The sequence below is a fragment of the Phytopseudomonas flavescens genome (genome assembly GCF_900100535.1).
GTDB lineage: Bacteria > Pseudomonadota > Gammaproteobacteria > Pseudomonadales > Pseudomonadaceae > Aquipseudomonas > Aquipseudomonas flavescens.
Window position 1 is genome coordinate 78,014 of record NZ_FNDG01000014.1, and the last position, 26,096, is coordinate 104,109.

General features: G+C 60.6%; 28 protein-coding genes and 1 tRNA gene. 20 read left to right on the forward strand and 9 right to left on the reverse strand.

The features are described 5' to 3' along the window. Window position 1: 1 nt before the first annotated feature. From BLR94_RS17645 to BLR94_RS17655, 3 genes are all read right to left on the reverse strand, one after another. A complete protein-coding gene (locus BLR94_RS17645; protein WP_084306062.1) occupies window positions 2-955 on the reverse strand; it encodes a hypothetical protein in 954 nt (317 codons plus the stop codon). A 17-nt stretch (window positions 956-972) separates the two neighbouring features. After that, complete coding sequence (locus tag BLR94_RS17650) at window positions 973-2,688, reverse strand: proline--tRNA ligase (protein WP_084306064.1); 1,716 nt, start codon at window positions 2,686-2,688, stop codon at window positions 973-975. Window positions 2,689-2,978: 290 nt separating this feature from the next. Further along, on the reverse strand, window positions 2,979-4,226 hold the full coding sequence (locus tag BLR94_RS17655) for an OprD family porin (RefSeq protein ID WP_084306066.1): 1,248 nt from the start codon (window positions 4,224-4,226) through the stop codon (window positions 2,979-2,981). A 665-nt stretch (window positions 4,227-4,891) separates the two neighbouring features. Between BLR94_RS17655 and BLR94_RS17660 the strand changes: the two genes are divergently transcribed. Together BLR94_RS17660 and BLR94_RS17665 are read left to right on the forward strand one after the other, a co-directional pair. Next, window positions 4,892-5,317 (forward strand): HIT family protein, encoded by a 426-nt coding sequence (locus BLR94_RS17660; protein WP_084306068.1) that lies wholly within the window; start codon window positions 4,892-4,894, stop codon window positions 5,315-5,317. Continuing rightward, window positions 5,318-5,524 (forward strand): SlyX family protein, encoded by a 207-nt coding sequence (locus BLR94_RS17665; RefSeq protein WP_084306070.1) that lies wholly within the window; start codon window positions 5,318-5,320, stop codon window positions 5,522-5,524. It abuts the gene before it with no gap. Between the two features lie 59 nt (window positions 5,525-5,583). On the opposite strand, the gene BLR94_RS28315 is transcribed toward BLR94_RS17665, so the two are convergent. Together BLR94_RS28315 and BLR94_RS17675 are read right to left on the reverse strand one after the other, a co-directional pair. Further along, window positions 5,584-6,186 (reverse strand): cold-shock protein, encoded by a 603-nt coding sequence (locus BLR94_RS28315; RefSeq protein WP_084306072.1) that lies wholly within the window; start codon window positions 6,184-6,186, stop codon window positions 5,584-5,586. 257 nt (window positions 6,187-6,443) lie between these two features. Beyond that, window positions 6,444-6,914 (reverse strand): Dps family protein, encoded by a 471-nt coding sequence (locus BLR94_RS17675; protein WP_042551873.1) that lies wholly within the window; start codon window positions 6,912-6,914, stop codon window positions 6,444-6,446. Window positions 6,915-7,222: 308 nt separating this feature from the next. Here BLR94_RS17675 and aspS point away from each other — a divergent pair, with 308 nt between their 5' ends. The 15 genes from aspS to BLR94_RS17750 all read left to right on the forward strand — a co-directional run bounded on the left by aspS (window position 7,223) and on the right by BLR94_RS17750 (window position 19,335). Then, complete coding sequence (aspS, locus tag BLR94_RS17680; protein ID WP_084306074.1) at window positions 7,223-8,998, forward strand: aspartate--tRNA ligase; 1,776 nt, start codon at window positions 7,223-7,225, stop codon at window positions 8,996-8,998. 74 nt (window positions 8,999-9,072) lie between these two features. Beyond that, window positions 9,073-9,822: a YebC/PmpR family DNA-binding transcriptional regulator gene (locus tag BLR94_RS17685; RefSeq protein WP_084306076.1), complete on the forward strand. Its 750-nt coding sequence runs from the start codon at window positions 9,073-9,075 to the stop codon at window positions 9,820-9,822. A 257-nt stretch (window positions 9,823-10,079) separates the two neighbouring features. Beyond that, on the forward strand, window positions 10,080-10,604 hold the full coding sequence (ruvC, locus tag BLR94_RS17690; protein ID WP_084306078.1) for a crossover junction endodeoxyribonuclease RuvC: 525 nt from the start codon (window positions 10,080-10,082) through the stop codon (window positions 10,602-10,604). 21 nt (window positions 10,605-10,625) lie between these two features. After that, window positions 10,626-11,231, forward strand: coding sequence for a Holliday junction branch migration protein RuvA (gene ruvA, locus BLR94_RS17695; RefSeq protein WP_084306080.1), 606 nt, complete (start codon window positions 10,626-10,628; stop codon window positions 11,229-11,231). Then, complete coding sequence (gene ruvB, locus BLR94_RS17700) at window positions 11,232-12,287, forward strand: Holliday junction branch migration DNA helicase RuvB (RefSeq protein ID WP_084306082.1); 1,056 nt, start codon at window positions 11,232-11,234, stop codon at window positions 12,285-12,287. A gap of 50 nt (window positions 12,288-12,337) precedes the next feature. After that, window positions 12,338-12,790 (forward strand): tol-pal system-associated acyl-CoA thioesterase, encoded by a 453-nt coding sequence (ybgC, locus tag BLR94_RS17705; protein ID WP_084306084.1) that lies wholly within the window; start codon window positions 12,338-12,340, stop codon window positions 12,788-12,790. A 2-nt stretch (window positions 12,791-12,792) separates the two neighbouring features. After that, a complete protein-coding gene (tolQ, locus tag BLR94_RS17710) occupies window positions 12,793-13,488 on the forward strand; it encodes a protein TolQ (protein WP_084306086.1) in 696 nt (231 codons plus the stop codon). 33 nt (window positions 13,489-13,521) lie between these two features. After that, complete coding sequence (tolR, locus tag BLR94_RS17715; protein WP_084306088.1) at window positions 13,522-13,974, forward strand: protein TolR; 453 nt, start codon at window positions 13,522-13,524, stop codon at window positions 13,972-13,974. Then, complete coding sequence (gene tolA / locus BLR94_RS17720; protein ID WP_090423736.1) at window positions 13,971-15,005, forward strand: cell envelope integrity protein TolA; 1,035 nt, start codon at window positions 13,971-13,973, stop codon at window positions 15,003-15,005. The genes tolR and tolA overlap by 4 nt, the downstream gene beginning before the upstream one ends. Further along, window positions 15,002-16,300, forward strand: a complete 1,299-nt coding sequence (tolB, locus tag BLR94_RS17725; protein ID WP_084306092.1) for a Tol-Pal system beta propeller repeat protein TolB — start codon at window positions 15,002-15,004, stop codon at window positions 16,298-16,300. Before tolA ends, tolB begins: the two co-directional genes overlap by 4 nt. Before the next feature lie 58 nt (window positions 16,301-16,358). Beyond that, window positions 16,359-16,862, forward strand: a complete 504-nt coding sequence (gene pal, locus BLR94_RS17730) for a peptidoglycan-associated lipoprotein Pal (protein WP_084306094.1) — start codon at window positions 16,359-16,361, stop codon at window positions 16,860-16,862. Between the two features lie 6 nt (window positions 16,863-16,868). After that, entirely contained in the window at window positions 16,869-17,687 is an 819-nt protein-coding gene (gene ybgF / locus BLR94_RS17735) for a tol-pal system protein YbgF (protein WP_084306096.1), read from the forward strand. A 187-nt stretch (window positions 17,688-17,874) separates the two neighbouring features. After that, complete coding sequence (gene queE, locus BLR94_RS17740) at window positions 17,875-18,522, forward strand: 7-carboxy-7-deazaguanine synthase QueE (protein WP_084306201.1); 648 nt, start codon at window positions 17,875-17,877, stop codon at window positions 18,520-18,522. Window positions 18,523-18,524: 2 nt separating this feature from the next. Next, the gene (gene queC / locus BLR94_RS17745; protein WP_084306098.1) at window positions 18,525-19,199 is read left to right on the forward strand and encodes a 7-cyano-7-deazaguanine synthase QueC; all 675 of its coding nucleotides are present in this window, start codon (window positions 18,525-18,527) and stop codon (window positions 19,197-19,199) included. Between the two features lie 60 nt (window positions 19,200-19,259). Beyond that, window positions 19,260-19,335: transfer RNA gene (locus BLR94_RS17750), tRNA-Lys, on the forward strand. Window positions 19,336-19,472: 137 nt separating this feature from the next. Here the strand turns inward: BLR94_RS17750 and BLR94_RS17755 are convergent. After that, window positions 19,473-20,492, reverse strand: coding sequence for a branched-chain amino acid aminotransferase (locus tag BLR94_RS17755; RefSeq protein WP_084306100.1), 1,020 nt, complete (start codon window positions 20,490-20,492; stop codon window positions 19,473-19,475). Between the two features lie 373 nt (window positions 20,493-20,865). Here BLR94_RS17755 and nadA point away from each other — a divergent pair, with 373 nt between their 5' ends. Continuing rightward, window positions 20,866-21,924, forward strand: a complete 1,059-nt coding sequence (gene nadA, locus BLR94_RS17760; RefSeq protein ID WP_084306102.1) for a quinolinate synthase NadA — start codon at window positions 20,866-20,868, stop codon at window positions 21,922-21,924. Between the two features lie 81 nt (window positions 21,925-22,005). Here nadA and BLR94_RS17765 read toward each other — a convergent pair whose 3' ends face one another. Beyond that, on the reverse strand, window positions 22,006-23,445 hold the full coding sequence (locus tag BLR94_RS17765) for a M48 family metalloprotease (RefSeq protein WP_084306104.1): 1,440 nt from the start codon (window positions 23,443-23,445) through the stop codon (window positions 22,006-22,008). A 109-nt stretch (window positions 23,446-23,554) separates the two neighbouring features. Here BLR94_RS17765 and BLR94_RS17770 point away from each other — a divergent pair, with 109 nt between their 5' ends. After that, entirely contained in the window at window positions 23,555-23,806 is a 252-nt protein-coding gene (locus tag BLR94_RS17770) for a sulfurtransferase TusA family protein (RefSeq protein ID WP_084306106.1), read from the forward strand. Between the two features lie 130 nt (window positions 23,807-23,936). Here the strand turns inward: BLR94_RS17770 and BLR94_RS17775 are convergent, their stop codons facing one another. Together BLR94_RS17775 and BLR94_RS17780 are read right to left on the reverse strand one after the other, a co-directional pair. After that, on the reverse strand, window positions 23,937-24,407 hold the full coding sequence (locus tag BLR94_RS17775) for a peroxiredoxin (protein ID WP_084306108.1): 471 nt from the start codon (window positions 24,405-24,407) through the stop codon (window positions 23,937-23,939). A gap of 10 nt (window positions 24,408-24,417) precedes the next feature. Beyond that, a complete protein-coding gene (locus BLR94_RS17780; protein WP_084306110.1) occupies window positions 24,418-24,975 on the reverse strand; it encodes a glycine cleavage system transcriptional repressor in 558 nt (185 codons plus the stop codon). A 226-nt stretch (window positions 24,976-25,201) separates the two neighbouring features. Here BLR94_RS17780 and dapA point away from each other — a divergent pair, with 226 nt between their 5' ends. After that, entirely contained in the window at window positions 25,202-26,080 is an 879-nt protein-coding gene (dapA, locus tag BLR94_RS17785; protein WP_084306112.1) for a 4-hydroxy-tetrahydrodipicolinate synthase, read from the forward strand. Window positions 26,081-26,096 lie beyond the last annotated feature (16 nt).

The following is a 26,096-nucleotide window of genomic DNA, read 5'->3' on the forward strand; positions in this document are numbered from 1 at the left end:
CCTAGTCTTCGCCCGGATCGGCGACCAACCGTCCTGCGTTATCGGTCAGGGACTTGAGAAACGCCGCCTGCAGCTCCGGATCGTTGCGGGTCAGCTCGATGAGGCTCTGTTCGAGTTCGCTGGCTTCCTCTTCAAGGCCCAGCTCGGACAGGCGCTTGACACGATGCACCCATTGCTCGACTTCCGCGCCTTCCAGGTCGTCATAGATCAGGTCATGGGCCTCGCGCAGCTTGCCGCGCAGGGTTCGGCTGACCAGCAGAGTGGCCTCGGCACTGGTCGAGTCCTGATCGTCGCTCACCGTCAGCAGCAGCGTGCCGATACGGGCGATGTCCTGATCGGCGAAGGGGCCGTCGAGCAGGTTCAGGCGCAGCACGCCATTGCGGTCGGTCAGCAGTTCGTGGGTTTGCCCGCCGGCCTTGATCAGCACCGGTCGCTCGGCCCACGGCAAACTGGAGTATTCGGTGCGGGTGTCCTGGCGTTTTTCGTCAATGCCGGCGAGGTTCTGTTGCGAGCGGCCGTTGGACTCGACGTTCATGAACGGGTTGATACCCGCCACGCCGTAGCTGATCCAGTCCTTGGTCGCCGTATCCGGCAGGCGCCCAAGGGCGACCACGTTGAGCACATTGGCACCGACGCCGCCGACGATGGCCACGGCACCCAGCGGCACTTCGTAGATTTCGCGCCAGGGCTGATACGGCGTGTAGCGATCGTAATGGCGCGTGACCTCGAAAGGCGTCACTTCGAAGACCTTCTGCTCGTGCACCCGCACACGGCGCTGTGGTAGTTCCAGCACCGTAGGCTGCCCGATGTCGATCTGCAGGCTGTGGCTCAACAGTTTGCGCTCGATGCGCTCCTCGTGCTCGCTGCGTTGTGGCAAATGATTGGCACAGCCAGTGAGGAACAGGACGCCACAGGTGGTGGCGCCGACGAGGCGTAAGGTGCTTCGCTTGAACATGACGGCTCTTTGTCGGGTCAGCGGCGGATACGGTTCTGGATGAACGACAGGGCATCGGCAATGGCGATCGGCTGAGTCTCGGTCTCCACGCGGCTCTTGTATTCCAGATTGCCCTCGGCGAGGCCGCGGTCGCTGACCACGATACGATGCGGAATGCCGATCAATTCCATATCCGCGAACTTGATGCCCGGACTGGTCTTTTTGTCACGGTCGTCGAGCAGCACTTCGAAACCGGCAGCGGTCAATTGCGCATACAAGGTGTCGGTCGCTTCACGCACTGCCTCGGTCTCGTAGCGCAATGGCACCAAGGCGATCTGGAAGGGCGCCAGGGTATCGTTCCAGATGATGCCGCGCTCGTCGGAACTCTGCTCGATGGCGGCTGCCACCACGCGGGACACGCCGATGCCGTAGCAACCCATGCTCAGGATGACCGGCTTGCCGTTCTCACCCAGTACCTGGCAGTTCATCGATTCGCTGTATTTGCTGCCCAGCTGGAAGATGTGCCCGACTTCGATGCCGCGCTTGATTTCCAGGGTGCCCTGTCCGTCGGGGCTCGGATCGCCAGCCACGACGTTGCGCAGATCGGCAACGGTCGGCACGGGCAGGTCGCGCTCCCAGTTGACGCCGAAATAGTGCTTGTCGTCGATGTTGGCGCCGATGGCGAAATCACTCATCAGCTCCACCGAGCGGTCGATGATGATCGGCAGCGGCAGGTTCAGCGGGCCCAGGGAACCGGCGCCTGCACCGATGGCGTCGCGCAGTTCGGCATCCGATGCCATCACCAGAGGGCTGGCAACGCCTGGCTGATTGCCGGCCTTGATCTCGTTCAGTTCGTGATCGCCACGGATGACCAGCGCGATCAGCTTGCCTTCTTCTTCAGCGTGCACGATCAGCGTCTTGATGGTGCGCTCGATGGGCAGATCGAAGCCGTCCACCAGTTGCTGGATGGTTTTCGCATTCGGCGTATCGACCAGGCGCAGTTCTTCGGTGGCTACGGGGCGAGCGGCTTCGCGGGGAATCGCTTCGGCCTTCTCGATATTGGCGGCGTAGTCGGAGGCGTTGCTGAACACGATATCGTCTTCGCCAGACTCGGCCAGTACGTGGAACTCATGCGAACCGGCGCCACCGATCGAGCCGTTGTCGGCCACCACTGGGCGGAAGTTGAGGCCCAGGCGGGTGAAGACATTGCAGTAGGCCTGGTGCATGCGGTCATAGGTCTGCTGCAGGGACGCCTGATCGGCATGGAAGGAATAGGCATCCTTCATGATGAATTCGCGACCTCGCATCAAGCCGAAACGAGGACGAATTTCATCGCGGAATTTGGTCTGGATCTGGTACAGGTTCAGCGGCAGTTGCTTGTAGCTGTTCAGCTCATTGCGTGCCAGGTCGGTAATGACCTCTTCGTGGGTCGGGCCAACGCAGAACTCCCGATCGTGGCGATCCTTCACGCGCAGCAGTTCCGGGCCATACTCCACCCAGCGACCTGATTCCTGCCAGAGTTCGGCAGGCTGGATGGCGGGCATCAACACTTCCAGAGCGCCGGCGGCATCCATCTCTTCACGTACGATCTTCTCCACCTTGCGCAAGGTGCGCAGGCCCATCGGCAGCCAGGTGTACAAGCCTGACGCGAGCTTGCGGATCATCCCGGCACGGAGCATCAACTGGTGGCTGATGACGACAGCGTCGGAAGGCGTTTCTTTGAGGGTCGAAAGCAGGAACTGACTGGTACGCATGATGGGCCGTTCTGTCGGTTGCAAAGGGGATTTTTATGGCTCGGCATTGTACGGCGACAGCTCTGTGGCGTACAGGACGCAGAATGTTGTAGGGGGATGGGATAAAGGGTTGCGCACCAAGGTGGCGCATCGCTTTTGAGCTGATAGTCCTTAGTGGTGCGTCTGTGATTCCCTGGAATTGATCCCCAGGCGTACTTGTTCTCGGCAGATTTACCTGGTGGGTTTCTTGCCGTCCATAAAAAACCCGGCCGAAGCCGGGTTTTCTGAACTGTTATCAGCCTTGCACTAGATTACAGAACGCTCAGCGGGTAGTTCACGTAGAAGCGGACTTCGTTGGTGTCGGTAATGTACTGATTGTTGACGTCCGAGTTGGCACGCAGCACCGAGCCACGCAGGCGGAAGGAGAGGTCCTTGGCCGGGCCGTCCTGAACAGTGTATTTAACCTGGTTGAAGAACTCGTGTTCTTTACCGTTGCCGCTTTCAGCAGTCTTGATGTTGTCAGCCCAGATGTAAGCAGTTTTGAAGCTCAGGCCTGGAACACCAAAGGTAGCGAAGTCAAGCTCGTAGCTAGCCTGCCAGGAACGCTCGCCTTCCTGGTTGAAGTCGGACAGGAAGCTGTTGGCCAGGAAGATCGAACCGCCGCCATCGCCGAAGCCATAATCGAAGCCGCGGCTGCCAGTGTTGCGCTGGTGGGCCAGGATGAACGCATGGGCGCCAACGCTGTAAGTGGCCGCCAAGCTCCAGATGGTGTTGTCACCGCCACCGAACTGGCTGTCGTAATCGCTATCGTAAACGTTGAAGTCAAAGCCGAGAGATTGCTCTTCGGACAGTGGCAGTTTGAGGTTGACGTTGCCGTAGTGGCGTTTGTAGAAGTCTTCCAGGTCAGCGTAGTAGTACGCTGCGCTGAGGTCATCGGTAAACGCGTAGGAACCACCAGCCACGTCGATGGACTTCAGGCCAAAGCTGTCGCGGCCCGACTGATTCATCGCATTTTGCGCGGTGAAGTGACCAGCGTTCAGTTCGAGACCTTTGATCTCGGTGCTGGTGATCATGGTGCCTTCGAAGGTTTCCGGCAACAGACGGCCGTCATCGTAGGCCAGTACCGGCAAGGCAGGCATTTGCGAGCCATAGGTCAGTACGGTGTTGGAGAAGCGAGCCTTGACCGCAGCGTTGGCGATGGTCAGGTCCTTACCGTCATTTTCCGGGAACATGCCAACGCCGCGACGACCGCCGCCAGTGTCCAGTTGGAACAGGGTACCGGCATAAGCATTCACGCCGAAGCCTACAGTACCTTGAGTGAAGCCGGATTCGAACAGGGCACGGGCACTGGCGCCCCACTCTTCGGAGTAGCCCTTGCCTTCTGTGCCACGGGAGGCGCCGTTACGGGCGTCACGGTTGTAGTACATGCTGCGCGCAAGGAGCGACAGGCTGCTGTCTTCGACGAAACCCTTGGATTCGGACTGATCCGAAGCCACTGCCATTTGAGAGGTACCCGCGGCTACTGCCAGGGCCATTACGCTCCACTTCATCACTCGCATCGTGATTTGCTCCTTTGGTTTAGTAGTTCCACTGCTCATTGGTTGTTATGGAGAGCAGCTCTATTTCTTTTTGTGTCGGATGGAACTTATAGCACGGCGCTTTGTATGGCGATAGTTTCAATCTATCCACTGGTCGTGCGCTACAGCGCAGTCACCAGGCTGTCGGCACACCCCGCCATTTCAAGACCCCGCCGTGCATTGCCCGACAACCATGCTTCAGCCCCTGACCGCCGCGCAGCGGTGTTACCACTGTGCCTGGCAGGGGAGCATTGCAGCGTTCCAAGCAAGACTCATGCTCAAACTGCCGGTGCGTCTGAATAAATCGTTTCCCAGCGTCTATATCCTCTTTTGCGAGGGCAGGAAGTCCAGATTTCCGCTGCGATCTGCCCCATTTTCCGTCGATATTGTTAGGCAGCTCATTAATAGGCTGGAAGCTTTTTTGTTTGGTTATTGATAATGAGTTTGAATTGAGTGTTTAAGTGCGGCGTAACTGTTTACTTAGGGGAACAACATGGTGCGCACCGTAAAGAGCCTGCGACGTTTGTGCGATGTTTTGGTGCGTCGTCGGGAGGGTTAAATTTCCGGAGCGTGGCGGGTATGCTGTCGATCCTTTTCAGGTCGCCGTCATATCATCGGTGACCATCCAAACACCGAGTGGTGAGTCGATGTTCGTACTGGATTCACGCCTGCAGCAGGATACTTTCGTGTTGGGGGAGTTTCCCCTGAGCCGTCTGCTGCTCAGCAACGATGCACGCTATCCGTGGTTCATTCTGGTTCCGCGTCGCGCGGATGTCAGTGAGGTGTTCCAGCTGGATGCCGAGGATCAGCGTGCGCTGTGGTCGGAAGCCGCGCAGCTCGCCGAAGTGCTGAAGGATGCGTTCAAGGCCGACAAGATCAACATCGCCACCCTGGGCAATGTGGTCAGCCAACTGCACGTGCATGTGATCGTGCGCTATCGCGGCGATGATGCCTGGCCCGCTCCCGTCTGGGGGCGCCATCCGGCGAAACCTTATGAGCAGGAGCAAGTGGTTGCTCTGCGTGAAAGACTGCGTTCGGTGATGCCTCGGCATTTTCGTGCCGAGGATGCATGAATGAAGGCATTCGAAGACCGTATTGTCGAGCTGGAAAGCCGCCAGGCTTTTCAGGACGATACCATTCAGGCACTCAACGATGCCCTCGTGGAGCAGCAAAAGCTCATCGAGCGTCTGCAGTTGCACATGCAGGCGCTGGCCAAGCGGCAGGAAGAGGTCAGCCCCTTCGGTGGCTCCCAGTATGAGGCTCCGCCGCCGCATTATTGAATGCATGCCTCGAAAACGAAAAAGCCCGCATCGCTGCGGGCTTTTCTTTGTGCGGTGAATCAGCGCCGGGTCGGCAGCGCCGCGATCACGTCTTCGGCCTGCAGGCCCTTGTCGCGCTGCATGACCGAGAACTCCACGCGCTGGCCTTCTACCAGAACCCGATGGCCTTCGCCGCGGATGGCACGGAAGTGTACGAAGATATCCTCGCCTGCATCACGAGAAATGAAGCCAAAGCCCTTGGATGTGTTGAACCACTTGACCGTACCGGTCTCGCGGTCACCCAGATCCTGTGGCACGGACGCTTTTTGCCTGTCGAAACGCAGGTTGGTCGCCAGGTGCAGCGCGACCGCCATGGCGGTGATCAGCAGGCTGAACAGCAGAGCAGGCTGCTCGGCGATAAAGGGCAGCGGTGCAAGCAGAATCAATGCCTGCAGCAGGGTACCGAGGATCAGCAGGGCGCACACCAGGTTTTGCAGTTGTTGACGCAGGTTGTTGTGCCAGATCGGGAACTGGGTGGCCAGCAGCAGATTGAGAAAGCCGAAGAGAGCCAGGCACAGGGCGTCCGGATGTTGCAGGAACGGCTGAGAATGGTTGCTCAGGCTGGGGGTCGTGGATAACAGCAGGGCGGACAGCCCCACAAGCAGATGGACGATTTTCAACATGTTAGCGCACTCACTTGATAAAGGATCACCAGGAAGAGCTGGCTCCACGCGATTTGCCGTGACGTAAGGGCGATGGAATAAACGAGAGGGCCAGCCTATGCGTCTTCCGAAGGCTCGGCATGACGGCACGGGGCGTATTTAACAGCAAAGGAGGGGGCTTCTCAAATCAGCGCTGCGATGGTGTGCGGTTGTGGCTGCGCGAATATGGAGTCGGGAATGAACGATGGCCGCCAGAGCGGCGGCCATCGAGGGGAGGATCAGGAGGCCAGCAGGCTGCGCAGCATCCATGCGGTTTTCTCGTGGACCTGCATGCGCTGGGTCAGCAGGTCGGCGGTCGGCTCGTCGCTGACCTTGTCCAGCAGCGGGAAGATACCGCGGGCGGTACGCACCACGGCTTCCTGGCCCTGAACCAGCAGTTTGATCATCTCGTCGGCGCTCGGCACATTTTCCTCTTCCTTGATCGAGGACAGGCGGGCGTAGGCGGCGTAGGTGCCCGGAGCCGGGAAACCCAGGGCGCGGATACGCTCGGCGATGGCGTCGACAGCCAGCGCCAATTCGGTGTACTGCCCCTCGAACATCAGGTGCAGGGTGTTGAACATCGGGCCGGTGACGTTCCAGTGGAAGTTGTGGGTTTTCAGGTACAGGGTATAGGTGTCGGCCAACAGGCGCGACAGGCCTTCGGCGATGGAGGCGCGATCCTGTTCAGCGATTCCGATGTTGATTTCCATGGATTTTTCTCCTGGTGTTGAAAGTGGGGCGCTTCGGCCTTGCGGATGGGCAAAGCCTATCATGATGAATGCACCGGGCTATGTGCTTTGTATCAATGGGGACGATGGCTGAAAACTATCCGGTGCGGCGGTGGGGCGCATGCTCGGCTGCGCGGTGCCGCTTAACCATATATAATCGGCTGCTTTGCTGCGGCGGCAGACCGTCTGGCTTGTCCGTACCGATACCCGCGATCGATATTGCTGGATCGGACGAAAGACGCCGGCTCGCGGTTCAATGAATTTCAGACTCAAGAGAAGCGATTATCACCATGATGCGCAGCCACTATTGCGGCCAGTTGAACGAAAGCCTGGACGGCCAGGAAATCACCCTCTGCGGATGGGTTCACCGTCGCCGTGACCACGGTGGCGTGATCTTCCTCGACATTCGTGACCGTGAAGGCCTGGCCCAGGTGGTGTTCGACCCGGATCGAGCCGACACCTTCGCCAAGGCTGACCGCGTGCGTAGCGAATACGTGGTCAAGATCACCGGCAAGGTACGTCTGCGTCCGGCCGGAGCGGTCAACGCCAACATGGCCTCTGGCGCTATCGAAGTGCTCGGCTACGAGTTGGAGGTGCTGAACGAAGCGGAAACCCCGCCGTTCCCGCTCAACGAATACTCCGATGTCGGTGAAGAAACCCGCCTGCGCTATCGCTTCATCGACCTGCGCCGCCCGGAAATGGCCGAGAAGCTCAAGCTGCGTTCGCGCATCACCAGCAGCATCCGGCGCTACCTGGATGAGAACGGCTTCCTCGACGTGGAAACGCCGATCCTCACCCGTGCTACCCCGGAAGGCGCCCGTGACTACCTGGTTCCGAGCCGCACCCACGCCGGCAGCTTCTTCGCCCTGCCGCAGTCGCCCCAGCTGTTCAAGCAGTTGCTGATGGTTGCCGGCTTCGACCGCTACTACCAGATCGCCAAGTGCTTCCGCGATGAAGACCTGCGTGCCGACCGTCAGCCGGAATTCACCCAGATCGACATCGAGACCAGCTTCCTCGACGAAGCCGACATCATGCACCTCACCGAGACCATGATCCGCAACCTGTTCAAGGAAGTGCTGGGCGTCGAGTTCGCCGAGCTGCCGCACATGACCCTGGCCGAAGCCATGCGGCGTTTCGGTTCCGACAAGCCGGACCTGCGCATTCCGATGGAGCTGGTCGACGTTGCCGATCAGCTCAAGGATGTCGACTTCAAGGTGTTCTCCGGCCCGGCCAACGATCCGAAAGGCCGCGTAGCCGCACTGCGGGTACCCGGTGGGGCGAGCATGCCGCGCAAGCAGATCGACGACTACACCAAGTTCGTCGGTAACTACGGTGCCAAGGGCCTGGCCTACATCAAGGTCAACGAGCGCGCCAATGGCGTCGACGGTCTGCAGTCGCCGATCGTCAAGAACATCGCCGAACCGAACCTCAACGTGATCCTCGATCGCGTTGGTGCCGTCGACGGTGACATCGTGTTCTTCGGTGCCGACAAGGCCAGGGTGGTCTGCGATGCGCTGGGCGCACTGCGCATCAAGCTCGGCCATGACCTGAACCTGCTGACTGCCGAGTGGGCGCCGCTGTGGGTCGTCGACTTCCCGATGTTCGAAGAGAACGACGACGGTAGCCTGACCGCCATGCACCATCCGTTCACCTCACCGAAGTGCTCGGCCGAAGAACTGGAAGCCAATCCGGCCGCTGCATTGTCCCGGGCCTATGACCTGGTGCTCAACGGCACCGAGCTGGGCGGCGGTTCGATCCGTATCCATGACAAGGCCATGCAGCAGACGGTGTTCCGCGTGCTGGGCATCAGCGAAGACGAGCAGCAGGAGAAGTTCGGCTTCCTGCTCGACGCTCTCAAGTACGGTGCACCGCCCCACGGTGGTCTGGCCTTCGGCCTCGACCGTCTGGTCATGCTGATGACCGGTGCCAGCTCGATTCGCGAAGTCATCGCCTTCCCGAAAACCCAGAGCGCTGCCTGTGTCATGACCCAGGCGCCGGGTGTGGTGGATGGCAAGTCGCTGCGCGAGCTGCACATTCGCCTTCGCGAGCAGCCCAAGGCGGAGTAAGCGCCAAGCGGTATACCGGGCCCAGGGAAACCTGGGCTCGTTCATTGTGCAATCTGAAAAATCTGGAGTGGAATATGGCCGGTCATTCCAAATGGGCCAACATCAAGCACCGCAAGGGGCGCCAGGACGCCAAGCGCGGCAAGATCTTCACCAAGTTGATCCGCGAGCTGACCGTCGCTGCCAAGCACGGCGGGCCTATCCCGGCGGACAATCCGCGCCTGCGCCTGGCTGTGGACAAGGCACTGACCAACAACATGTCCCGCGACGTGATCGACCGTGCCATCGCCCGCGGTGCCGGGAACAACGAAGCCGACAACGTCGTCGAGTTCAGTTACGAAGGCTACGCACCGAGCGGCGTGGCGATCATCGTCGAAGTGATGACCGACAACCGCAACCGCACCGCTGCCGAAGTGCGCCACGCATTCACAAAATGTGGTGGCAACCTGGGCACCGATGGCTCGGTGGCCTACATGTTCGAGCGCAGGGGGCAGATCGGCTTCGCCTCCGGTGTCGACGAAGATGCGCTGATGGAGGCCGCGTTGGAGGCGGGTGCCGATGACGTGGAGATGGGCGATGACGGCGCTGCACTGGTCTCGACCAGTTTCACCGAGTTCCATGCGGTGAATGAAGCGTTGAACGCCGCCGGCTTCAAGGGTGAAGAGGCGGATATCGCCATGATTCCGTCGATCAGCGCGCCAATCACCGACCTGGAAACCGCGCAGAAGGTCTTCAAGCTGATCGATATGCTCGAAGACCTGGATGATGTGCAGAACGTCTATCACAACGCTGAAATCTCCGACGAGATCATGGAACAGCTCGGCTGATTCCAGTGGTTGCCTGGAAGCCGGAAGTTGCCATTGGCACTTCCGGCTCTTGTTCATGGCCGGCCATCTCCGGTGGCCATTTCCCGAGCCGTCGACGTGTTGCGAGAGCCGGCTTTCAAGGTGAATGGATCCAGATCCCCGCATTCATGTCCGACGGGCTGTGTATCCTGTGGATGACGGCAGCCCGTCGACGCCCCTATACTCACGCCTGGATAAATAGACAGTGTGGCAGCCAACGCCACTGGTGGATGACAGGCATGACGCTGATTCTGGGGATCGACCCTGGTTCCCGCATTACCGGTTACGGTGTGCTACGTGATACCGGGCGTACGTGTGAATATGTGGCGTCAGGTTGTATCCGGACGGGAAACGGGTCTCTGCCGGAGCGTTTGCAGATCGTCTATCGCGGCATCAGCGAAGTGATTCGTACCTTCGGGCCGGTGACCATGGGTATCGAGCAGGTGTTCATGGCGCGCAATGCGGATTCGGCACTGAAGCTCGGGCAGGCCCGCGGTGCTGCGATCGTCGCAGCCATGGAGGCCGGCCTGGATGTCAGCGAATACACGGCGACCCAGGTCAAGCAGGCCGTGGTCGGGAGCGGTGCGGCCGACAAGCAGCAGGTGCAGATGATGGTCATGCACCTGCTCAAGCTGGTGCAGAAACCGCAGATCGATGCCTCGGACGCCTTGGGCATCGCCCTGTGTCATGCTCATCACCGGCAGAGTCTTATTCCCCATGGTCTGGCCAGTGCGAAGCGGCGCGGCGGCAGGCTCCGTTTGTAATCGAATTGAAGGAATGCATTGGTGATCGGACGTTTACGCGGCACCCTGGCGGAAAAGCAGCCACCCCATTTGATTCTGGATGTGAACGGCCTGGGCTACGAGCTGGAAGTGCCCATGACCACGTTGTACCGTTTGCCCGCAGTGGGTGAGCCGCTGACGTTGCATACTCATCTGGTGGTGCGCGAAGACGCGCACCTGCTGTACGGCTTTTTCGAGAAGCGTGAACGCGAGCTGTTCCGTGAGCTGATCCGCCTCAATGGCGTCGGTCCGAAACTGGCGCTGGCCTTGATGTCCGGCCTCGAAGTGGATGAGCTGGTGCGCTGCGTGCAGGCTCAGGACACGGCTGCGCTGGTGAAGATTCCCGGCGTGGGCAAGAAAACCGCCGAGCGCCTGCTGGTCGAGCTCAAGGATCGCTTCAAGGCCTGGGAGACCGTGCCCGGCATGGCCAATCCGATGGTTGAACCTCGTACGGGTAGCGCAGTCTCAAGCGCGGAGAACGATGCGGTCAGTGCGCTTATCTCCCTGGGCTACAAACCGCAGGAAGCCAGTCGCGCCGTTTCGGCGGTCAAAGAAGATGGGTTGAGTAGTGAAGACATGATTCGTCGCGCGCTGAAGGGAATGCTCTAGATGCTCGAAGCTGACAGGCTGGTCACGGCCAGCGGGCGCGACCGCGACGAACAGGTCGACCGCGCCATTCGTCCGCTGAGGCTGGCCGAGTACATCGGCCAGCCGGTAGTCCGCGAGCAGATGGAGTTGTTCATCCAGGCCGCTCGCGGGCGAAAGGAATCACTCGATCACACGCTGATCTTCGGCCCGCCGGGCCTGGGCAAGACCACCCTGGCGAACATCATCGCCCAGGAAATGAACGTCTCCTTGAAAAGCACCTCCGGTCCGGTACTCGAGCGACCCGGTGATCTGGCTGCGTTGCTGACCAACCTCGAGCCCGGCGACGTACTGTTCATCGACGAGATTCACCGCTTGGCGCCGATCGTCGAAGAAGTGTTGTACCCGGCGATGGAGGATTTCCAGCTCGACATCATGATCGGCGAAGGGCCTGCCGCTCGTTCGATCAAACTCGATTTGCCGCCCTTCACCCTGGTCGGTGCCACCACTCGCGCCGGCATGTTGACCAATCCGCTGCGTGACCGCTTCGGCATCGTGCAGCGTCTCGAGTTCTACAGCACCGAAGACCTGGCGACCATCATCATGCGCGCGGCCGGCATTCTCGGATTGCCGATCGAGCCCGAGGGGGCGTTCGAGATCGCCCGCCGGGCTCGGGGTACGCCGCGTATCGCCAATCGCCTGCTACGTCGCGTGCGCGACTTCGCGGAAGTCCGCGGGCAGGGCGAGATTACCCGGCAGATCGCCGACCTGGCGTTGAACCTGTTGGATGTGGACGAGCGCGGTTTCGACCATCAGGATCGACGCCTGCTGTTGACCATGATCGAGAAGTTCGACGGGGGGCCGGTGGGCGTCGACAGCCTGGCCGCTGCGATCAGCGAGGAGCGCCACACCATCGAGGATGTGCTCGAGCCGTATCTGATCCAGCAGGGCTACATCATGCGTACGCCGAGAGGGCGAGTGGTGACCCGCCATGCCTACTTGCACTTCGGTCTGAATACGCCGAAACGCATGGATGAACGGCCAGTGCTTGACCTGTTCGGCGATGGAGAAGGGCAATGAAAAAAATACTTGTCGAGCCGATTGGCAAGACTCGGGGCTGGCACTAGAGTATGCGCGCGCAGTACGCCGGTCAGCCGTTCGCCCATCGCTGTCGTGTTTACTACGAAGACACCGATGCCGGTGGTGTCGTCTATTACGTCAACTACCTCAAATTCATGGAGCGGGCTCGAACCGAGCGGCTGCGCGAACTGGGTTTCCTCCAGTCGACCCTGGCCCAGGAGGGCTTGCTGTTCGTGGTGCACAGCAGCGAGGCCCGCTATCACGCGCCAGCGCGGCTCGATGACGAGTTGTTGGTGAGCGCGGAAGTAACTGAGTTGAACCGTGCCAGTCTGCGCTTTCGTCAGCAGGTGACGCGGGCGACGGATAATCTGCTGCTCTGCGAGGGGCAGTTCCTGGTGGCCTGTGTGCGCGCCGATAATTTCAAACCCCGGGCCATGCCTCCCTCTCTGCGAATTGCCTTCGCCGAACAGGATGGTGCCGGTACATCTACTGCAGGAGAGTAAGCGTGGAAGCCAACGCCGTTGACCACATGTCGATGTGGAGTCTAATCAGCAACGCCAGCCTGGTGGTGCAGTTGGTGATGCTGACCCTGGTGGCCGCATCGATCACCTCGTGGGTCATGATTTTCCAGCGCAGCAACCTGCTGCGCAGTGCCAAGCGTGCCCTCGACAGCTTCGAGGAGCGTTTCTGGTCCGGCATCGACCTGTCCAAACTGTATCGTCAGGCAGGCAGCAACCCGGATCCGGATTCGGGGCTCGAACAGATTTTTCGTGCCGGTTTCAAGGAATTCTCCCGTCTGCGCCAGCAGCCCGGTATGGATCCGGACGCGGTCATGGACGGTGTCGCCCGTTCCATGCGCGTTGCCATCTCCCGCGAGGAAGAGAAACTCGAGCAGAGCCTGCCGTTCCTCGCCACCGTCGGCTCCACCAGCCCCTATATCGGCTTGTTCGGTACCGTCTGGGGGATCATGAACTCCTTCCGCGGCCTGGCTCAGGTGCAGCAGGCGACCCTGGCGACCGTAGCCCCCGGCATCGCAGAGGCGTTGATCGCTACGGCCATCGGCCTGTTCGCCGCAATCCCCGCCGTTATCGCCTACAACCGCTTCGCTGCCCGCGGTGAGATGCTGATCGCGCGTTACTACATGTTCGCCGACGAGTTCCAGGCGATCCTGCACCGTAAAGTGCACAGCAGTGAAGACTAAGCCTCAGGCGATCAACAGATAGGTTTCAGAGCCATGGCCAGAATTCGCAACAGACGCAAGCCCGTCGCCGAGATGAACGTGGTGCCCTACATCGATGTGATGTTGGTACTGCTGGTCATCTTCATGGTTACGGCGCCGATGCTCAATCAGGGGGTCAAGGTCGACCTCCCGCAGGTCAGCAGTGAAGTGCTGCCACAGGACAACGATTCTCAGGTGCTGACCATTTCCATCAAGTCCGACAAGTCCTACTACTGGAACATGGGCGCCGAAGTGGACACCGATACCGTCCAGGATCGCGCCCTGACGTTGGAGGAAATGACCCGCGCCGTCACCGCCATCATCAACCAGACCCGCAGCCAGGGTAAGCAGGTGCAGGTGTTCGTGCGGGGCGACAAGGCCGTCGATTATGGCACCGTGATGTCCGCCATGGGCGGCTTGCAGCAGGCAGGCGTGGGTAACGTCGGCCTGATTACCGAGGCACCCTGATGCAACAGCGTGAACGCTCACCTTCGGAAAGCCTGTTCTGGCCGGTGGTCTGGGCCGTAGGGCTGCACGTGCTGATGTTCGGCATGCTGTTCGTCAGTTTTGCCTTCGCGCCCGATCTTCCCCCGGCGAAACCGATCGTGCAGGCTACCCTGTATCAGTTGAAGTCGCAGAGCCAGGCCACCACCCAGACCAACCAGAAGATCGCGGGCGAAGCCAAGAAGACCGCGGCGCCACAATTCGAGACCGAACAGCTCGAACAGAAAAAGGCCGAACAGGAAAAACAGGCTCAAGCTGAGGCGCAGAAGCAACAGGCAGCGAAAGCAGCGGAGCAAAAGAAAGTCGAGGAACAAAAGAAAGTCGAGGAAACTCGAAAGGCCGATGCGGCGAAAAAAGCAGACGCAGATGCTGCCGCGGCGAAAGCCGCCGAGCAGAAAAAGCTGGCCGACATCGCCAAGGCCAAGGCCGCGCTGGAAGCCGACAAGAAGAAGGCCGCCGAGGCGGAAGCGAAGAAAAAAGCCGCTGAGGACGCCAAGAAAAAGGCGGCCGAAGATGCCAAGAAAAAAGCGGCAGCCGATGCAGCGAAGAAAAAAGCCGCCGAGGATGCCAAGAAAAAGGCCAATGCCCAGGCGGCCGAGCGCAAGGCGGTCGAGGACAAGAAAGCGGCGGCCCTGGCTGAACTGCTGTCTGAAGACACCGAGCGGCAGCAGGCACTGGCAGAGACACAGGGCGATCAGGTCGCAGGTAGTCTCGATGATCTGATCGTCAAACTGGTGAGCGAACAGTGGCGGCGTCCGCCGTCGGCGCGCAACGGCATGAGTGTGGAAGTGCTCATCGAGATGCTGCCCGATGGCACCATCACCAATGCCAGCGTCAGCCGTTCTAGCGGCGACTCGCCATTCGACAGTTCAGCAGTACAGGCGGTGCGCAACGTGGGCCGCATTGCAGAAATGCAGCAACTCGATCGTGCCACGTTCGATCGGCTTTACCGGCAGCGACGTGCCGTCTTCAAACCGGAGGATTTAGGTCTGTGAATACCCTGATGCGAATAGTTGTACTGGGGCTGGCCATGCTGGTCGGTAGCGTGCAGGCGGCTGATCCGCTGGTGATCAGTACCGGCACCGATCGGGCCACGCCAATTGCCGTGGTGCCGTTCGGCTGGCAGGGCGGCAACGTGCTGCCCGAAGACATCGCCACCATCGTCGGCAATGATCTGCGCAACTCCGGCGTGTTCGAGCCGATCCCACGGCAGAACATGATCAGCTTGCCGACCCAGGGCAGTGAAGTCATCTACCGTGACTGGAAAGCGCTGGGCGCCCAATACGTGCTGGTTGGCAACATCGTGCCCAACGGTGCACGTCTGCAGATTCAATTCGCCCTGTTCAACGTGGCCACCGAGCAGCAAGTGCTGACCGGCAACGTGGGTGGTAGCGCCGATCAACTGCGCGACATGGCTCACCATATCGCCGATCAGTCGTTCGAGAAGCTCACCGGCGTCAAAGGTGCATTCTCCACCCGCATGCTGTATGTCACTGCAGAGCGCTTCGGTGTCAACAACACCCGCTACACCTTGCAGCGTTCGGACTACGACGGTGCTCGTGCGGTTACCCTGTTGCAATCCCGTGAGCCGATCCTGTCGCCATCGTTCGCGTCCGATGGCAAGCGTATCGCCTACGTTTCCTTCGAGCAGAAGCGTCCGCGCATCTTCGTGCAGCATATCGATACCGGTCGTCGTGAGCAGGTCACCAACTTCGAAGGCCTCAACGGCGCGCCTGCCTGGTCGCCGGATGGCAGCAAGCTGGCGTTCACCCTGTCGAAAGACGGCAACCCTGAAATCTATGTCATGGACATCGGTTCGAAGAACCTGCGCCGTGTCACCAATCATTATGCCATCGATACCGAGCCCTTCTGGGGCAAGGACGGCCAGACCCTCTATTTCACCTCTGATCGCTCTGGCAAGCCGCAAATTTACAAGACCAACATCAGTTCTGGTGCGGTCGAACGAGTGACCTTCGTCGGCAACTACAATGCCAACCCTAAATTGTCCGCCGACGAAAAAACCCTGGTAATGATCCATCGCCAGGACGGTTACACCGTGTTCAAGGTAGCGGCACAGGACCTCGAGCGTGGCAATTTGCGCATCCTTTCCGATACAAGTTTGGATGAGTCGCCTACTGTTGCGCCCAATGGCACCATGCTAATCTACGCTACCCGCCAGCAGGGGCGGGGAGTCCTGATGTTAGCGTCCACCAATGGTCGCGTTAGGCTCCCTCTACCTACCGCTCAAGGCGAAGTTCGAGAGCCATCCTGGTCCCCCTTCCTGAACTGATGCGCGGTGCTTCACCTGTTTGTAGGCTTAACACACTGGGGTTCATTAGGAGTTACACATGGAAATGCTGAAATTTGGCAAATTTGCTGCACTGAGCCTGGCTCTCGCCGTGGCTGTTGGTTGTTCCTCGAAAGGCGGTGACGCTTCCGGCGAAGGCCAGGGCGCTGTTGATCCGAATGCTGGCTACGGCGCCAACACCGGTGCAGTCGACGGCAGCCTGAGTGAAGAGGCCGCTCTGCGCGCTATCACCACCTTCTACTTCGAATACGACAGCTCTGACCTGAAGCCGGAAGCCATGCGCGCTCTGGACGTTCATGCCAAGGATCTGAAAGGCAACGGCGCTCGCGTCGTCCTGGAAGGCCACGCTGACGAGCGCGGTACCCGCGAATACAACATGGCTCTGGGCGAGCGTCGTGCCAAGGCCGTTCAGCGTTATCTGGTACTGCAAGGCGTTTCCCCAGCTCAGCTGGAACTGGTTTCCTACGGTGAAGAGCGTCCTGTTGCCACTGGCAACGACGAGCAATCCTGGGCTCAGAACCGTCGCGTCGAACTGCGTAAGTAATTCTATATGCGAATGTGCCGACGTGTAGTAACCGTAATGGCGCTGAGCCTGCCGCTTGCAGGCTGGGCTCAGATTCCCGTACAGGATGGCAGTACCGCTAACGGTGCTGGCAATTCGAGTGCCGGTTACGGTACGTCTGGCGCCTACGCCGGAGGTGGGGTGCAAACCCCGTCTTCGGCGCAGGGCATGCTGTTCACTCAGCTTCAGCAGATGCAGCAGGAAATCGCGCAGCTGCGTGGCATGCTCGAAGAGCAACAGAACGATATTCAGCGTTTGAAGAAAGAGGGCCTGGAGCGATATCAGGATCTCGACAAACGGCTGACCGGTGGTGCCGCAGCAGGTGCTGCAACTACCCAGAATTCTCCAGCTGCAGGCGCCAGCAATGGTGCCGGTGGTTCCTCCGCTGCTGATGCAGGGCAGGGGCAAGCGTCCGGCGAACCGGCCGATCCTGCCAAGGAAAAGCTGTTCTACGATGCAGCATTCGACCTGATCAAGGCCAAGGATTTCGACAAGGCCAGCCAGGCCTTCGCAGCGTTCCTGCGGCGTTATCCGAACAGTCAGTACGCGGGCAATGCTCAGTATTGGTTGGGTGAGGTGAACCTTGCCAAAGGCGATCTGCAGGGTGCCGGTGAGGCCTTCGCCAAGGTCAGCCAGGCTTATCCGCAGCACGCCAAGGTGCCGGATTCGCTGTTCAAGTTGGCCGATGTGGAAATCCGCATGGGCAACAAGGATAAGGCCAAGGGCATCCTCCAGCAGGTCGTTGCCCAGTATCCGGGGACCTCGGCTGCACAACTGGCACAGCGTGATCTGCAGCGCATCCAGTGAGTTTCAGCGCTTGAAGAAAACCCGCGCCTGTCGCGGGTTTTTTCTGGCCTATTTTCCCGGTGATCGAGCTGCAGGCCGTCGCGATCGATGTCAAAAATGGCTCCCGGCCATTTTTTTCGTTTAGAATCGCCGTCCTTTTTCGCAACGGAGGCGGATGGCCTGTTTCGCCGTCACGCCCGTGGCCCTTATGAAAGATACCCTGCGCATTACCGAGATATTCTTCTCGCTGCAGGGGGAGACGCGTACTGCCGGCTTGCCGACGGTATTCGTGCGCCTGACCGGCTGTCCCCTGCGCTGTCAATACTGCGATACTGCCTATGCCTTCAGTGGCGGTGATGTCATGACGCTGGACGCCATTCTCGAGCAGGTGGCGGGCTATCGCCCACGCTATGTGTGCGTCACTGGTGGCGAGCCGCTCGCGCAACCCAACTGCATGCCCTTGCTCGAACGCCTGTGTGACGCCGGTTTTGAGGTTTCTCTGGAAACCAGTGGCGCACTGGACGTCTCTCGTGTCGATGCGCGCGTGAGCAAGGTCGTCGACTTGAAAACGCCGGGCTCGGCCGAGGTCGGGCGTAATCGTTACGAGAACATCGAATACCTGCAACCTCGCGACCAGGTGAAGTTCGTCATCTGCTCGCGTGAGGATTACGACTGGTCGGTCAGCAAGATCATTCAGTACGGGCTGGCTGATCGGGTCGACGAGCTGCTGTTCTCGCCCAGCCACCAGGAGGTGAGTGGTCGGCAACTGGCCGAGTGGGTAATCGCTGACAATCTGCCTGTGCGCATGCAGTTGCAATTGCACAAGATTCTTTGGAACGACGAACCGGGGCATTGAAGATGACGGACAAGAAAGCGGTCATTCTGCTATCCGGCGGCCTGGATTCCGCCACCGTGGTAGCCATGGCTCGGGAGCAGGGCTATGCCTGCTACAGCATGAGCTTCGACTACGGTCAGCGGCATCGTTCCGAACTGCAGGCCGCCGAGCGCGTTGCCCGACAGTTGGGGGTGGTCGAGCACAAGGTGATCGGCATGGAGCTCGGTGGTATCGGCGGATCGGCGTTGACCGACCCGAGCATCGATGTACCGCAGAGCCCGACCACGGGTATTCCGGTCACCTATGTGCCTGCACGCAATACCGTGTTTCTGGCCCTGGCGCTGGGCTGGGCCGAGGTGCTGGAAGCCCAGGACATCTTCATCGGTGTCAATGCGGTGGACTACTCCGGTTATCCGGATTGCCGGCCTGAGTTCGTCGAGGCCTTCGAGCGGTTGGCCAACCTGGCGACCAAGATGGGCGTGGAAGGTCGGGGCATCCGTATCCAGGCACCGCTGCAGATGCTGAGCAAGGCTGAAATCGTCCAGGCGGGTTCGCGTCTTGGCGTGGATTACGGTCTGACCGTTTCCTGTTACCTGGCCGATGACGACGGCCGTGCCTGTGGGAAATGCGACAGTTGTCGTTTGCGCTCGGCCGGCTTTGCCGCCGCGGGTGTGCTCGATCCCACCCGTTATCAGTAAATTATTTTTCAGCGGGTGTTGAATTCCTGAATTAAATCAGTATCATACCGCTCGCACCACGGGTCGTTAGCTCAGTTGGTAGAGCAGTTGGCTTTTAACCAATTGGTCGTAGGTTCGAATCCTACACGACCCACCATCTCCAAGCTTTCCAAGTGAAGGCGCACGAAAAAGCCCGGATATCTTCGCGATATCCGGGCTTTTTCGTTTCCGTGGCCGGTATGCGCCGGGGTCAGCTTGCGCTGGCGAGCGGCACGTGCCCGCCAGCGCGTAGCATCAGACTTTGACGATCCAGCCTTGCGGTGCTTCAACATCACCGGACTGCACGCCGGTCAGCTCGCTGTATAGGCGGCTGATGGTCGGGCCGACTTCGGTCTCGCTGTGGAACACGTGCAGCTTGCCCTGGTACTCGATACCGCCGATCGGCGTGATCACGGCAGCGGTGCCGCAAGCACCCGCTTCCTTGAAGTCGCCCAGACGGTCGATGAACACGTCGCCCTCGATGACTTTCAGGCCGAGACGGCTCTGGGCCAGTTCGATCAGCGACAAGCGGGTGATACCTGGCAGGACCGATGGCGATTTCGGGGTGACGAATTCATCGTTGTGGGTGATCGCGAAGAAGTTCGCCGAGCCCACTTCCTCGATCTTGGTGTGGGTCTGCGGATCCAGGTAGATGCAGTCGGCGAAGTTGTTTTTCTTGGCCTGCGAGCCGGGCATCAGGCTGGCGGCGTAGTTGCCACCAACCTTGGCGGCGCCGGTACCCTGTGGGGCGGCGCGGTCATAGCCGGAGATCACGAAGTTGTTCGGCTTCATGCCGCCCTTGAAGTAGGGGCCGACCGGTATGCAGAACACCGAGAAGATGAACTCCGGAGCGGTACGTACGCCGATATTGTCGCCAACGCCGATCACGAACGGGCGCAGGTACAGCGCACCGCCGGAACCGTACGGCGGGATGAAGCGCTCGTTGGCGCGTACGACCTGTTTGCAGGCCTCGATGAACTGCTCGCTGGACGGCGCCGGCATCAGCAGGCGCGCGCAGCTGCGCTGCATGCGCAGGGCGTTCTGGTCAGGGCGGAACAGGTTGATCGAGCCGTCCTTGCAGCGGTAGGCCTTGAGGCCTTCGAAACACTGCTGGCCGTAGTGCAGCGCGGTGGAGCCTTCGCTGATGTGCAGCACGTTGTCTTCGGTCAGGTTGCCCTGATCCCACTCACCGTCGCGCCAGTGCGACAGGTAGCGCTGGTCGGTCTTGATGTAGTCGAAACCCAGCTTGTCCCATTCGATGCTTTCGTAAGCCATGACATCCTCAATCGCTGAACGACCACGGCAGGGTGCGCGCATGGCCGGTATTTTTCAGAATAGTGGTAACGGTGATCCTGGCAGGGGTCGCGTTCGGCCTCTGCGTTACTGAACCTGGTCGGCCGTGTGGAGCCGTCATGCCTGACGGTTGTCGCTCCAGCGGCGGTGGTGCCGTGATGCTGATGATGCGGCGGATTATCGTGGCGATCAACCTGTGGATCGATGCGAGGGGATCCGCGCGATTGAAAAGCGCCTGGCAATTTACTTAACATGCGCGCGCCCAGGGCCGTGTGCGACGCCCTCTGCGTGTCCCGCCCAGTCTGGCGGTATACTCCACGTTCCGTGCTGATAGCCCTCGATAGGCCCTGACGACATGACGCAGATTGCCGAACGACTTCTTGTCCAAGCTCATCTCGATGCCAAACAGCCAGAGACGCTGACGGCGGAGCAGGAAGCGTTCTACCGTGATGAAATTGGCAAAGAACTGAAGCGCCAGAATGCCGTTCTGGTTGCCCACTACTACTGTGACCCGGTCCTGCAGGCGCTTGCCGAAGAAACCGGCGGCTGCGTGTCCGACTCACTGGAGATGGCTCGCTTTGGCAATCAGCATTCGGCGCAGACCGTGCTGGTCGCCGGCGTCAAGTTCATGGGCGAGACGGCGAAAATCCTCAATCCTGAAAAGCGCGTGCTGATGCCGACGCTGGAAGCGACCTGTTCTCTGGACCTGGGGTGCCCGGCCGACGAATTCGCCGCGTTCTGCGATCAGCATCCGCAGCGCACCGTGGTGGTTTACGCCAATACTTCGGCGGCGGTGAAAGCGCGGGCCGACTGGGTGGTGACGTCCAGCTGCGCCGTGGAGATCGTCGAACACCTGATGGACAACGGCGAGCGCATCATCTGGGCGCCGGATCAGCATCTGGGGCGTTTCATCCAGAACAAGACCGGTGCCGACATGCTGCTCTGGGACGGTGCCTGCATCGTCCACGAAGAGTTCAAGGCTCGTCAGCTGGAGGAAATGAAGGCGCTGTACCCGGACGCGGCCGTGCTGGTGCACCCGGAGTCGCCCACGGCGGTGATCGACCTGGCCGATGCGGTGGGCTCGACCAGCCAGTTGATCGCCGCTGCCCAGCGCATGCCGAACAAGACCTTTATCGTCGCCACCGACCGCGGCATCTTCTACAAGATGCAGCAGCTGTGCCCGGACAAGGAATTCGTCGCCGCACCGACGGCGGGCAATGGTGCTGCCTGCCGTAGTTGCGCCAACTGTCCCTGGATGGCGATGAATACCCTGCAACGCACCCTGCAGTGCCTGCGTGAGGGCAGCAACGAAGTGTTCGTCGATCCGGCGCTGATTCCGCGGGCGATCAAGCCGCTCCAGCGCATGCTGGACTTTACTCAGGCCGCACGCATGAGGCTCGCAGGCAACGCCTGACCGCCGCGTCGAACGGCAAGCCCAGGTTGCAGAGCCTGGGGCTTGCCCCTGATGGGCAAGCCTTTGCCTCTGGGAACCGCTTTATCCGCGCAGCATTTCTTCCGTCATGCGTTTCTCCTCGACCAGTTCCTTCTGTCGCGCATCGATGCGCGAGGCCAGTTGGAAGTTGTTGCTGGCCCGGCGCTTGGCGAAGTCGAGCTGCTCGATGGCCTGGTTGAAATCACCGACCAACGCGAAGAATTCGGCACGGGCCTGATGCAGGCCAATGGTGTTGCCGCTGAGGCCACGCACTTCCGCGACCTGATACCAGACGTCCGGATCCTTCATGCGGCGCTTGAGCAACTCGTTCAGGGCTTGCTCGGCTTCGGGGATTTTGCGTTGTTTGAGCAGCAGGTCGATGCGCGCCTGATTCAGTGGGTAGTTGCCGGGGTACAGATCGAGCAGGCGCTTGATGCGCTGCTCGGCTGCCGGAAGACGGTTGGCTGCGCTGTCCAGGCTGATCTGCGCCAGGTTGTAGGTGACGTCGTCCGGCGCCTTCTGCAGCAGGGGGGCCAGGGTGTCGCGCGCTTCGTCGAACTGGCTGCCCTTGATCAGGGCGATGGTCAGGCCGTAGCGGGCGGCGTCCATGTTCGGGTTTTCATCGAGCTGGGCTCGGAAGCGCTTGGCGGCGATGCCCGGGGTTTCCTCATAGGTCAGCTGCACCCGGGCACGCATCAACTGGTAGCGCAGGCTGTCTTCGGTGCCGCCAGCCTGGTACTGCTCGGCGCGGTTGCGGGTATCGGCGATACGCGATTCGGAGACCGGGTGAGTCAGCAGGAATTCTGGCGGCATGCGGTCATAGCGGTACTGGCGCATCAGGCGCTCGAACATGCTCGGCATCGAGCGTGGGTCGTAGCCGGCTTTTTCCAGATTGACCAGGCCGATACGGTCGGCCTCTTGCTCGTTCTGACGGGAGAAGCGCCGCTGCTCCTGAATCGCCGCGGCCTGGGTCGACGCGATGGCGGCGATACCGGCATCGCCGGCCCCTGCTGCGGCGGCGACGATACCGGCGAGCATGGCTGCCATGACCGGTAATTGCATGCGCTGCTGGGCTTCCAGGCCGCGGGCGAAGTGGCGCTGCGACAAGTGAGCCAGTTCGTGAGCCAGTACCGAAGCGTATTCGCCTTCGGTCTGAGCGTAGAGAAACAGCCCGCCGTTGACCCCGATGATCCCGCCCGGTGCCGCGAAGGCGTTGATCTGCGGGCTATTGAGCAGCACGAACTCGAGGCGCCGATCCTGTACCTGACTGGTTTCGGCCAGGCGGTAGACGCTGCTTTCGACGAAGTCCTTGAGCTGAGGATCCGACAGTTGGCTGACCTGGCCGCGGACTATGCTCAGCCAGGCGCGGCCCAACTGGTATTCCTGTTGTGGAGAAACCAGCGCAGAGCTGGCGTCGCCGAGTGACGGCAGGTCGTTGGCCGTCGCCGGTTGTGCCAGCAGGCAGGCGAGCGTCAGCAGGGTAAGGGGGCGCAAGACATTCATGCATGGGGCTCTTGTCGAATCAGTGCCGTACTGTAGCCGGGAGGCACTTGCCTGACCAGCGTCGACGGGCCTTGGGTTATGCTGCACGACTGGAACGATGGAGGGTGTCATGGGGGATGTAGCGATTTGGCAGGGCGAGCACCAGGCCGAACTGGACGCATGTGGCTTGAACTGCCCATTGCCTTTGCTCAAGGCCAAGATGGCCCTCAACGGCCTGAACAGCGGTGACGTGCTCAAGGTACTGGCCACGGATGCCGGCTCACAGCGCGATTTCCGCGCATTCGCTCGTCTGGCCGGCCATGAGCTGCTGCGTGAGGACACCGAGGGTGAGGTGTTCCGCTACTGGCTGCGCAAGGCGTGACGCCAGGCCGAATATCCAGTAATGAAAAAATGGCCGGGAGCCATTTTTAACGTCGTCGGCGACGGCCCGCAGGGTGGCTGCCAGGGGCGGGCCATGAAAATGCCGCTCGAGAGCGGCATTTTCATGGGTATCAGGCTTTGTTGAGGGCCTGGGCTGCGGCCAGTACCTCATCGACATGGCCGGGTACCTTGACCCCTCGCCATTCCCGGCGCAGTACACCGTTCTTGTCGATCAGGAAGGTGCTGCGGTCGACGCCCAGGTACTCCTTGCCGTAGAGCTTCTTCAGCTTGATCACGTCGAACAGCTGGCAGACGCTTTCGTCCTTGTCCGAAATCAGCTCGAAGGGAAAGCCCTGCTTGGCCTTGAAGTTCTCATGAGTCTTCAGGCTGTCGCGCGATACGCCGATGACGACCGTGTTGGCCGCAGCGAAGGCCGCGTGGCCATCCCGAAAGCCCTGGCCCTGGGTGGTGCAGCCCGGGGTATTGTCCTTCGGGTAGAAGTAGATCACCAGCTGCTTGCCCTTGCAGGCCGCCAGATTGAACTCGCCGCCCGTCGCGGGGGCGCTGAAATCGGCGATGGGGGAGTCGATAGCGATGGCCATGAAACGCTCCTTATGGGTTCTGGGGACGCCAGGGTTCGATCAGTGCATCCAGGTTCAGTGCATCGGCGAAATCCAGGAACTGGTCGCGCAGCCAACTGATCTGCGTACCTGCAGGCAGGGTGACGGTCAACGTGGCGTTGAGCATGGTGCCGCCGGTCTGCGGCGCCTGGTAGGTGTCGCAGGTCAGCGCTTCCAGTTCGACACGGTGATCGATGAAGAACTGGCACAGTTCGTTGAGGATGTCCGGGCGGTACACCGAGCTGACGTAGGCCACGTAAGGCAGCGCCTGGGGGCGAACCTCCGAGGCGGCGCTACGAATCACGTTGGCGGTGAATTCATGCTTCTTGGACAGTGCCGGCAGGCCTGCTTCCAGGCGCGCCAGGGCATCCCAGCTGCCAGACACCTGCAGCACCAGCGCGCTGAACTCGCCATGACGGCTGAGGCGTGTGCTGATGACCGCGCAGCGGTTTTCGTGGCTGGCTCTGCACAGTACGTTGGTCAGCTCCATGGCGTTGGTGCCGAGCGCACTGATGACGAGGAATTGTTCGCGAACTGGGGGGGTGGACATGCAGCCTTCCTAAACGATGAACGCTCGGCGCTATAGACAGTGCCAAACAAACTCGCAGGGTAGCGAAAAGCGCCCGCCAGGGGAATGACCAGATGCCGCCATCGGCACGCGGAGCGTGGTGCCTGGGGTGCGTCGCGACCCACGCTCACGCCACCTGCTACTTCGCTTGTGCAAGGCTGGTGGCGCCAGTACCATTACGGCTCTCTTTTTCGGCAGGAGCGGTTGCATGATTGCGGGCAGTATGGTGGCACTGGCCACGCCCATGGATGCACAGGGTAATCTTGACTGGGATGCCCTGAGCAAGCTGGTGGATTTCCACCTGCAAGAGGGCACCAATGCCATCGTCGCGGTCGGCACCACTGGGGAGTCGGCGACCCTCGATGTCAACGAGCACATCGAAGTCATCCGCCGCGTGGTCGATCAGGTGGCCGGGCGCATCCCGGTGATCGCCGGCACGGGCGCCAACTCGACCCGAGAAGCGGTCGAACTGACCCAGAACGCCAAGACCGCTGGCGCCGATGCCTGCCTGCTGGTCACGCCGTACTACAACAAGCCGACCCAGGAAGGGCTGTACCTGCACTTCCGCCATATCGCCGAAGCCGTGGCCATTCCGCAGATTCTCTATAACGTGCCGGGGCGTACCGCCTGCGACATGCTGCCGGAAACCGTCGAGCGCCTGTCCACCGTCGACAACATCATCGGCATCAAGGAAGCCACCGGCGACCTGCAGCGTGCCCGTGACATCCTCGAGCGTGTCAGCGCGAATTTCCTGCTCTACTCCGGCGACGACGCCACGGCGGTCGAGCTGATGCTACTGGGCGGCAAGGGCAACATCTCGGTGACCGCCAACGTGGCGCCGCGGGCGATGAGCGACATGTGCTCGGCGGCCATGCGCGGCGAAGCGGCCATCGCACGGGCGATCAACGACCGCCTGATGCCGCTGCACAAGAACCTGTTCATCGAGGCCAACCCGATTCCGGTGAAATGGGCCCTGAACGAAATGGGCATGATGGCCGATGGCATTCGCTTGCCATTGACCTGGCTGAGCCCCCGTTGTCACGAACCGCTGCGTCAGGCCCTGCGCCAGTCCGGTGTATTGGTCTAATCGAGGAACTACGACG

Excerpts from the sequence above, each read along its gene's own strand:
- BLR94_RS17645 (WP_084306062.1), bottom strand. The coding sequence starts at position 955 with ATGTTCAAGCGAAGCACCTTACGCCTCGTCGGCGCCACCACCTGTGGC.
- BLR94_RS17650 (WP_084306064.1), bottom strand. The coding sequence starts at position 2,688 with ATGCGTACCAGTCAGTTCCTGCTTTCGACCCTCAAAGAAACGCCTTCC.
- BLR94_RS17655 (WP_084306066.1), bottom strand. The coding sequence starts at position 4,226 with ATGCGAGTGATGAAGTGGAGCGTAATGGCCCTGGCAGTAGCCGCGGGT.
- BLR94_RS17660 (WP_084306068.1), top strand. The coding sequence starts at position 4,892 with ATGTTCGTACTGGATTCACGCCTGCAGCAGGATACTTTCGTGTTGGGG.
- BLR94_RS17665 (WP_084306070.1), top strand. The coding sequence starts at position 5,318 with ATGAAGGCATTCGAAGACCGTATTGTCGAGCTGGAAAGCCGCCAGGCT.
- BLR94_RS28315 (WP_084306072.1), bottom strand. The coding sequence starts at position 6,186 with ATGTTGAAAATCGTCCATCTGCTTGTGGGGCTGTCCGCCCTGCTGTTA.
- BLR94_RS17675 (WP_042551873.1), bottom strand. The coding sequence starts at position 6,914 with ATGGAAATCAACATCGGAATCGCTGAACAGGATCGCGCCTCCATCGCC.
- aspS (WP_084306074.1), top strand. The coding sequence starts at position 7,223 with ATGATGCGCAGCCACTATTGCGGCCAGTTGAACGAAAGCCTGGACGGC.
- BLR94_RS17685 (WP_084306076.1), top strand. The coding sequence starts at position 9,073 with ATGGCCGGTCATTCCAAATGGGCCAACATCAAGCACCGCAAGGGGCGC.
- ruvC (WP_084306078.1), top strand. The coding sequence starts at position 10,080 with ATGACGCTGATTCTGGGGATCGACCCTGGTTCCCGCATTACCGGTTAC.
- ruvB (WP_084306082.1), top strand. The coding sequence starts at position 11,232 with ATGCTCGAAGCTGACAGGCTGGTCACGGCCAGCGGGCGCGACCGCGAC.
- ybgC (WP_084306084.1), top strand. The coding sequence starts at position 12,338 with ATGCGCGCGCAGTACGCCGGTCAGCCGTTCGCCCATCGCTGTCGTGTT.
- tolR (WP_084306088.1), top strand. The coding sequence starts at position 13,522 with ATGGCCAGAATTCGCAACAGACGCAAGCCCGTCGCCGAGATGAACGTG.
- pal (WP_084306094.1), top strand. The coding sequence starts at position 16,359 with ATGGAAATGCTGAAATTTGGCAAATTTGCTGCACTGAGCCTGGCTCTC.
- ybgF (WP_084306096.1), top strand. The coding sequence starts at position 16,869 with ATGCGAATGTGCCGACGTGTAGTAACCGTAATGGCGCTGAGCCTGCCG.
- queE (WP_084306201.1), top strand. The coding sequence starts at position 17,875 with ATGAAAGATACCCTGCGCATTACCGAGATATTCTTCTCGCTGCAGGGG.
- queC (WP_084306098.1), top strand. The coding sequence starts at position 18,525 with ATGACGGACAAGAAAGCGGTCATTCTGCTATCCGGCGGCCTGGATTCC.
- BLR94_RS17755 (WP_084306100.1), bottom strand. The coding sequence starts at position 20,492 with ATGGCTTACGAAAGCATCGAATGGGACAAGCTGGGTTTCGACTACATC.
- nadA (WP_084306102.1), top strand. The coding sequence starts at position 20,866 with ATGACGCAGATTGCCGAACGACTTCTTGTCCAAGCTCATCTCGATGCC.
- BLR94_RS17765 (WP_084306104.1), bottom strand. The coding sequence starts at position 23,445 with ATGAATGTCTTGCGCCCCCTTACCCTGCTGACGCTCGCCTGCCTGCTG.
- BLR94_RS17770 (WP_084306106.1), top strand. The coding sequence starts at position 23,555 with ATGGGGGATGTAGCGATTTGGCAGGGCGAGCACCAGGCCGAACTGGAC.
- BLR94_RS17775 (WP_084306108.1), bottom strand. The coding sequence starts at position 24,407 with ATGGCCATCGCTATCGACTCCCCCATCGCCGATTTCAGCGCCCCCGCG.
- BLR94_RS17780 (WP_084306110.1), bottom strand. The coding sequence starts at position 24,975 with ATGTCCACCCCCCCAGTTCGCGAACAATTCCTCGTCATCAGTGCGCTC.
- dapA (WP_084306112.1), top strand. The coding sequence starts at position 25,202 with ATGATTGCGGGCAGTATGGTGGCACTGGCCACGCCCATGGATGCACAG.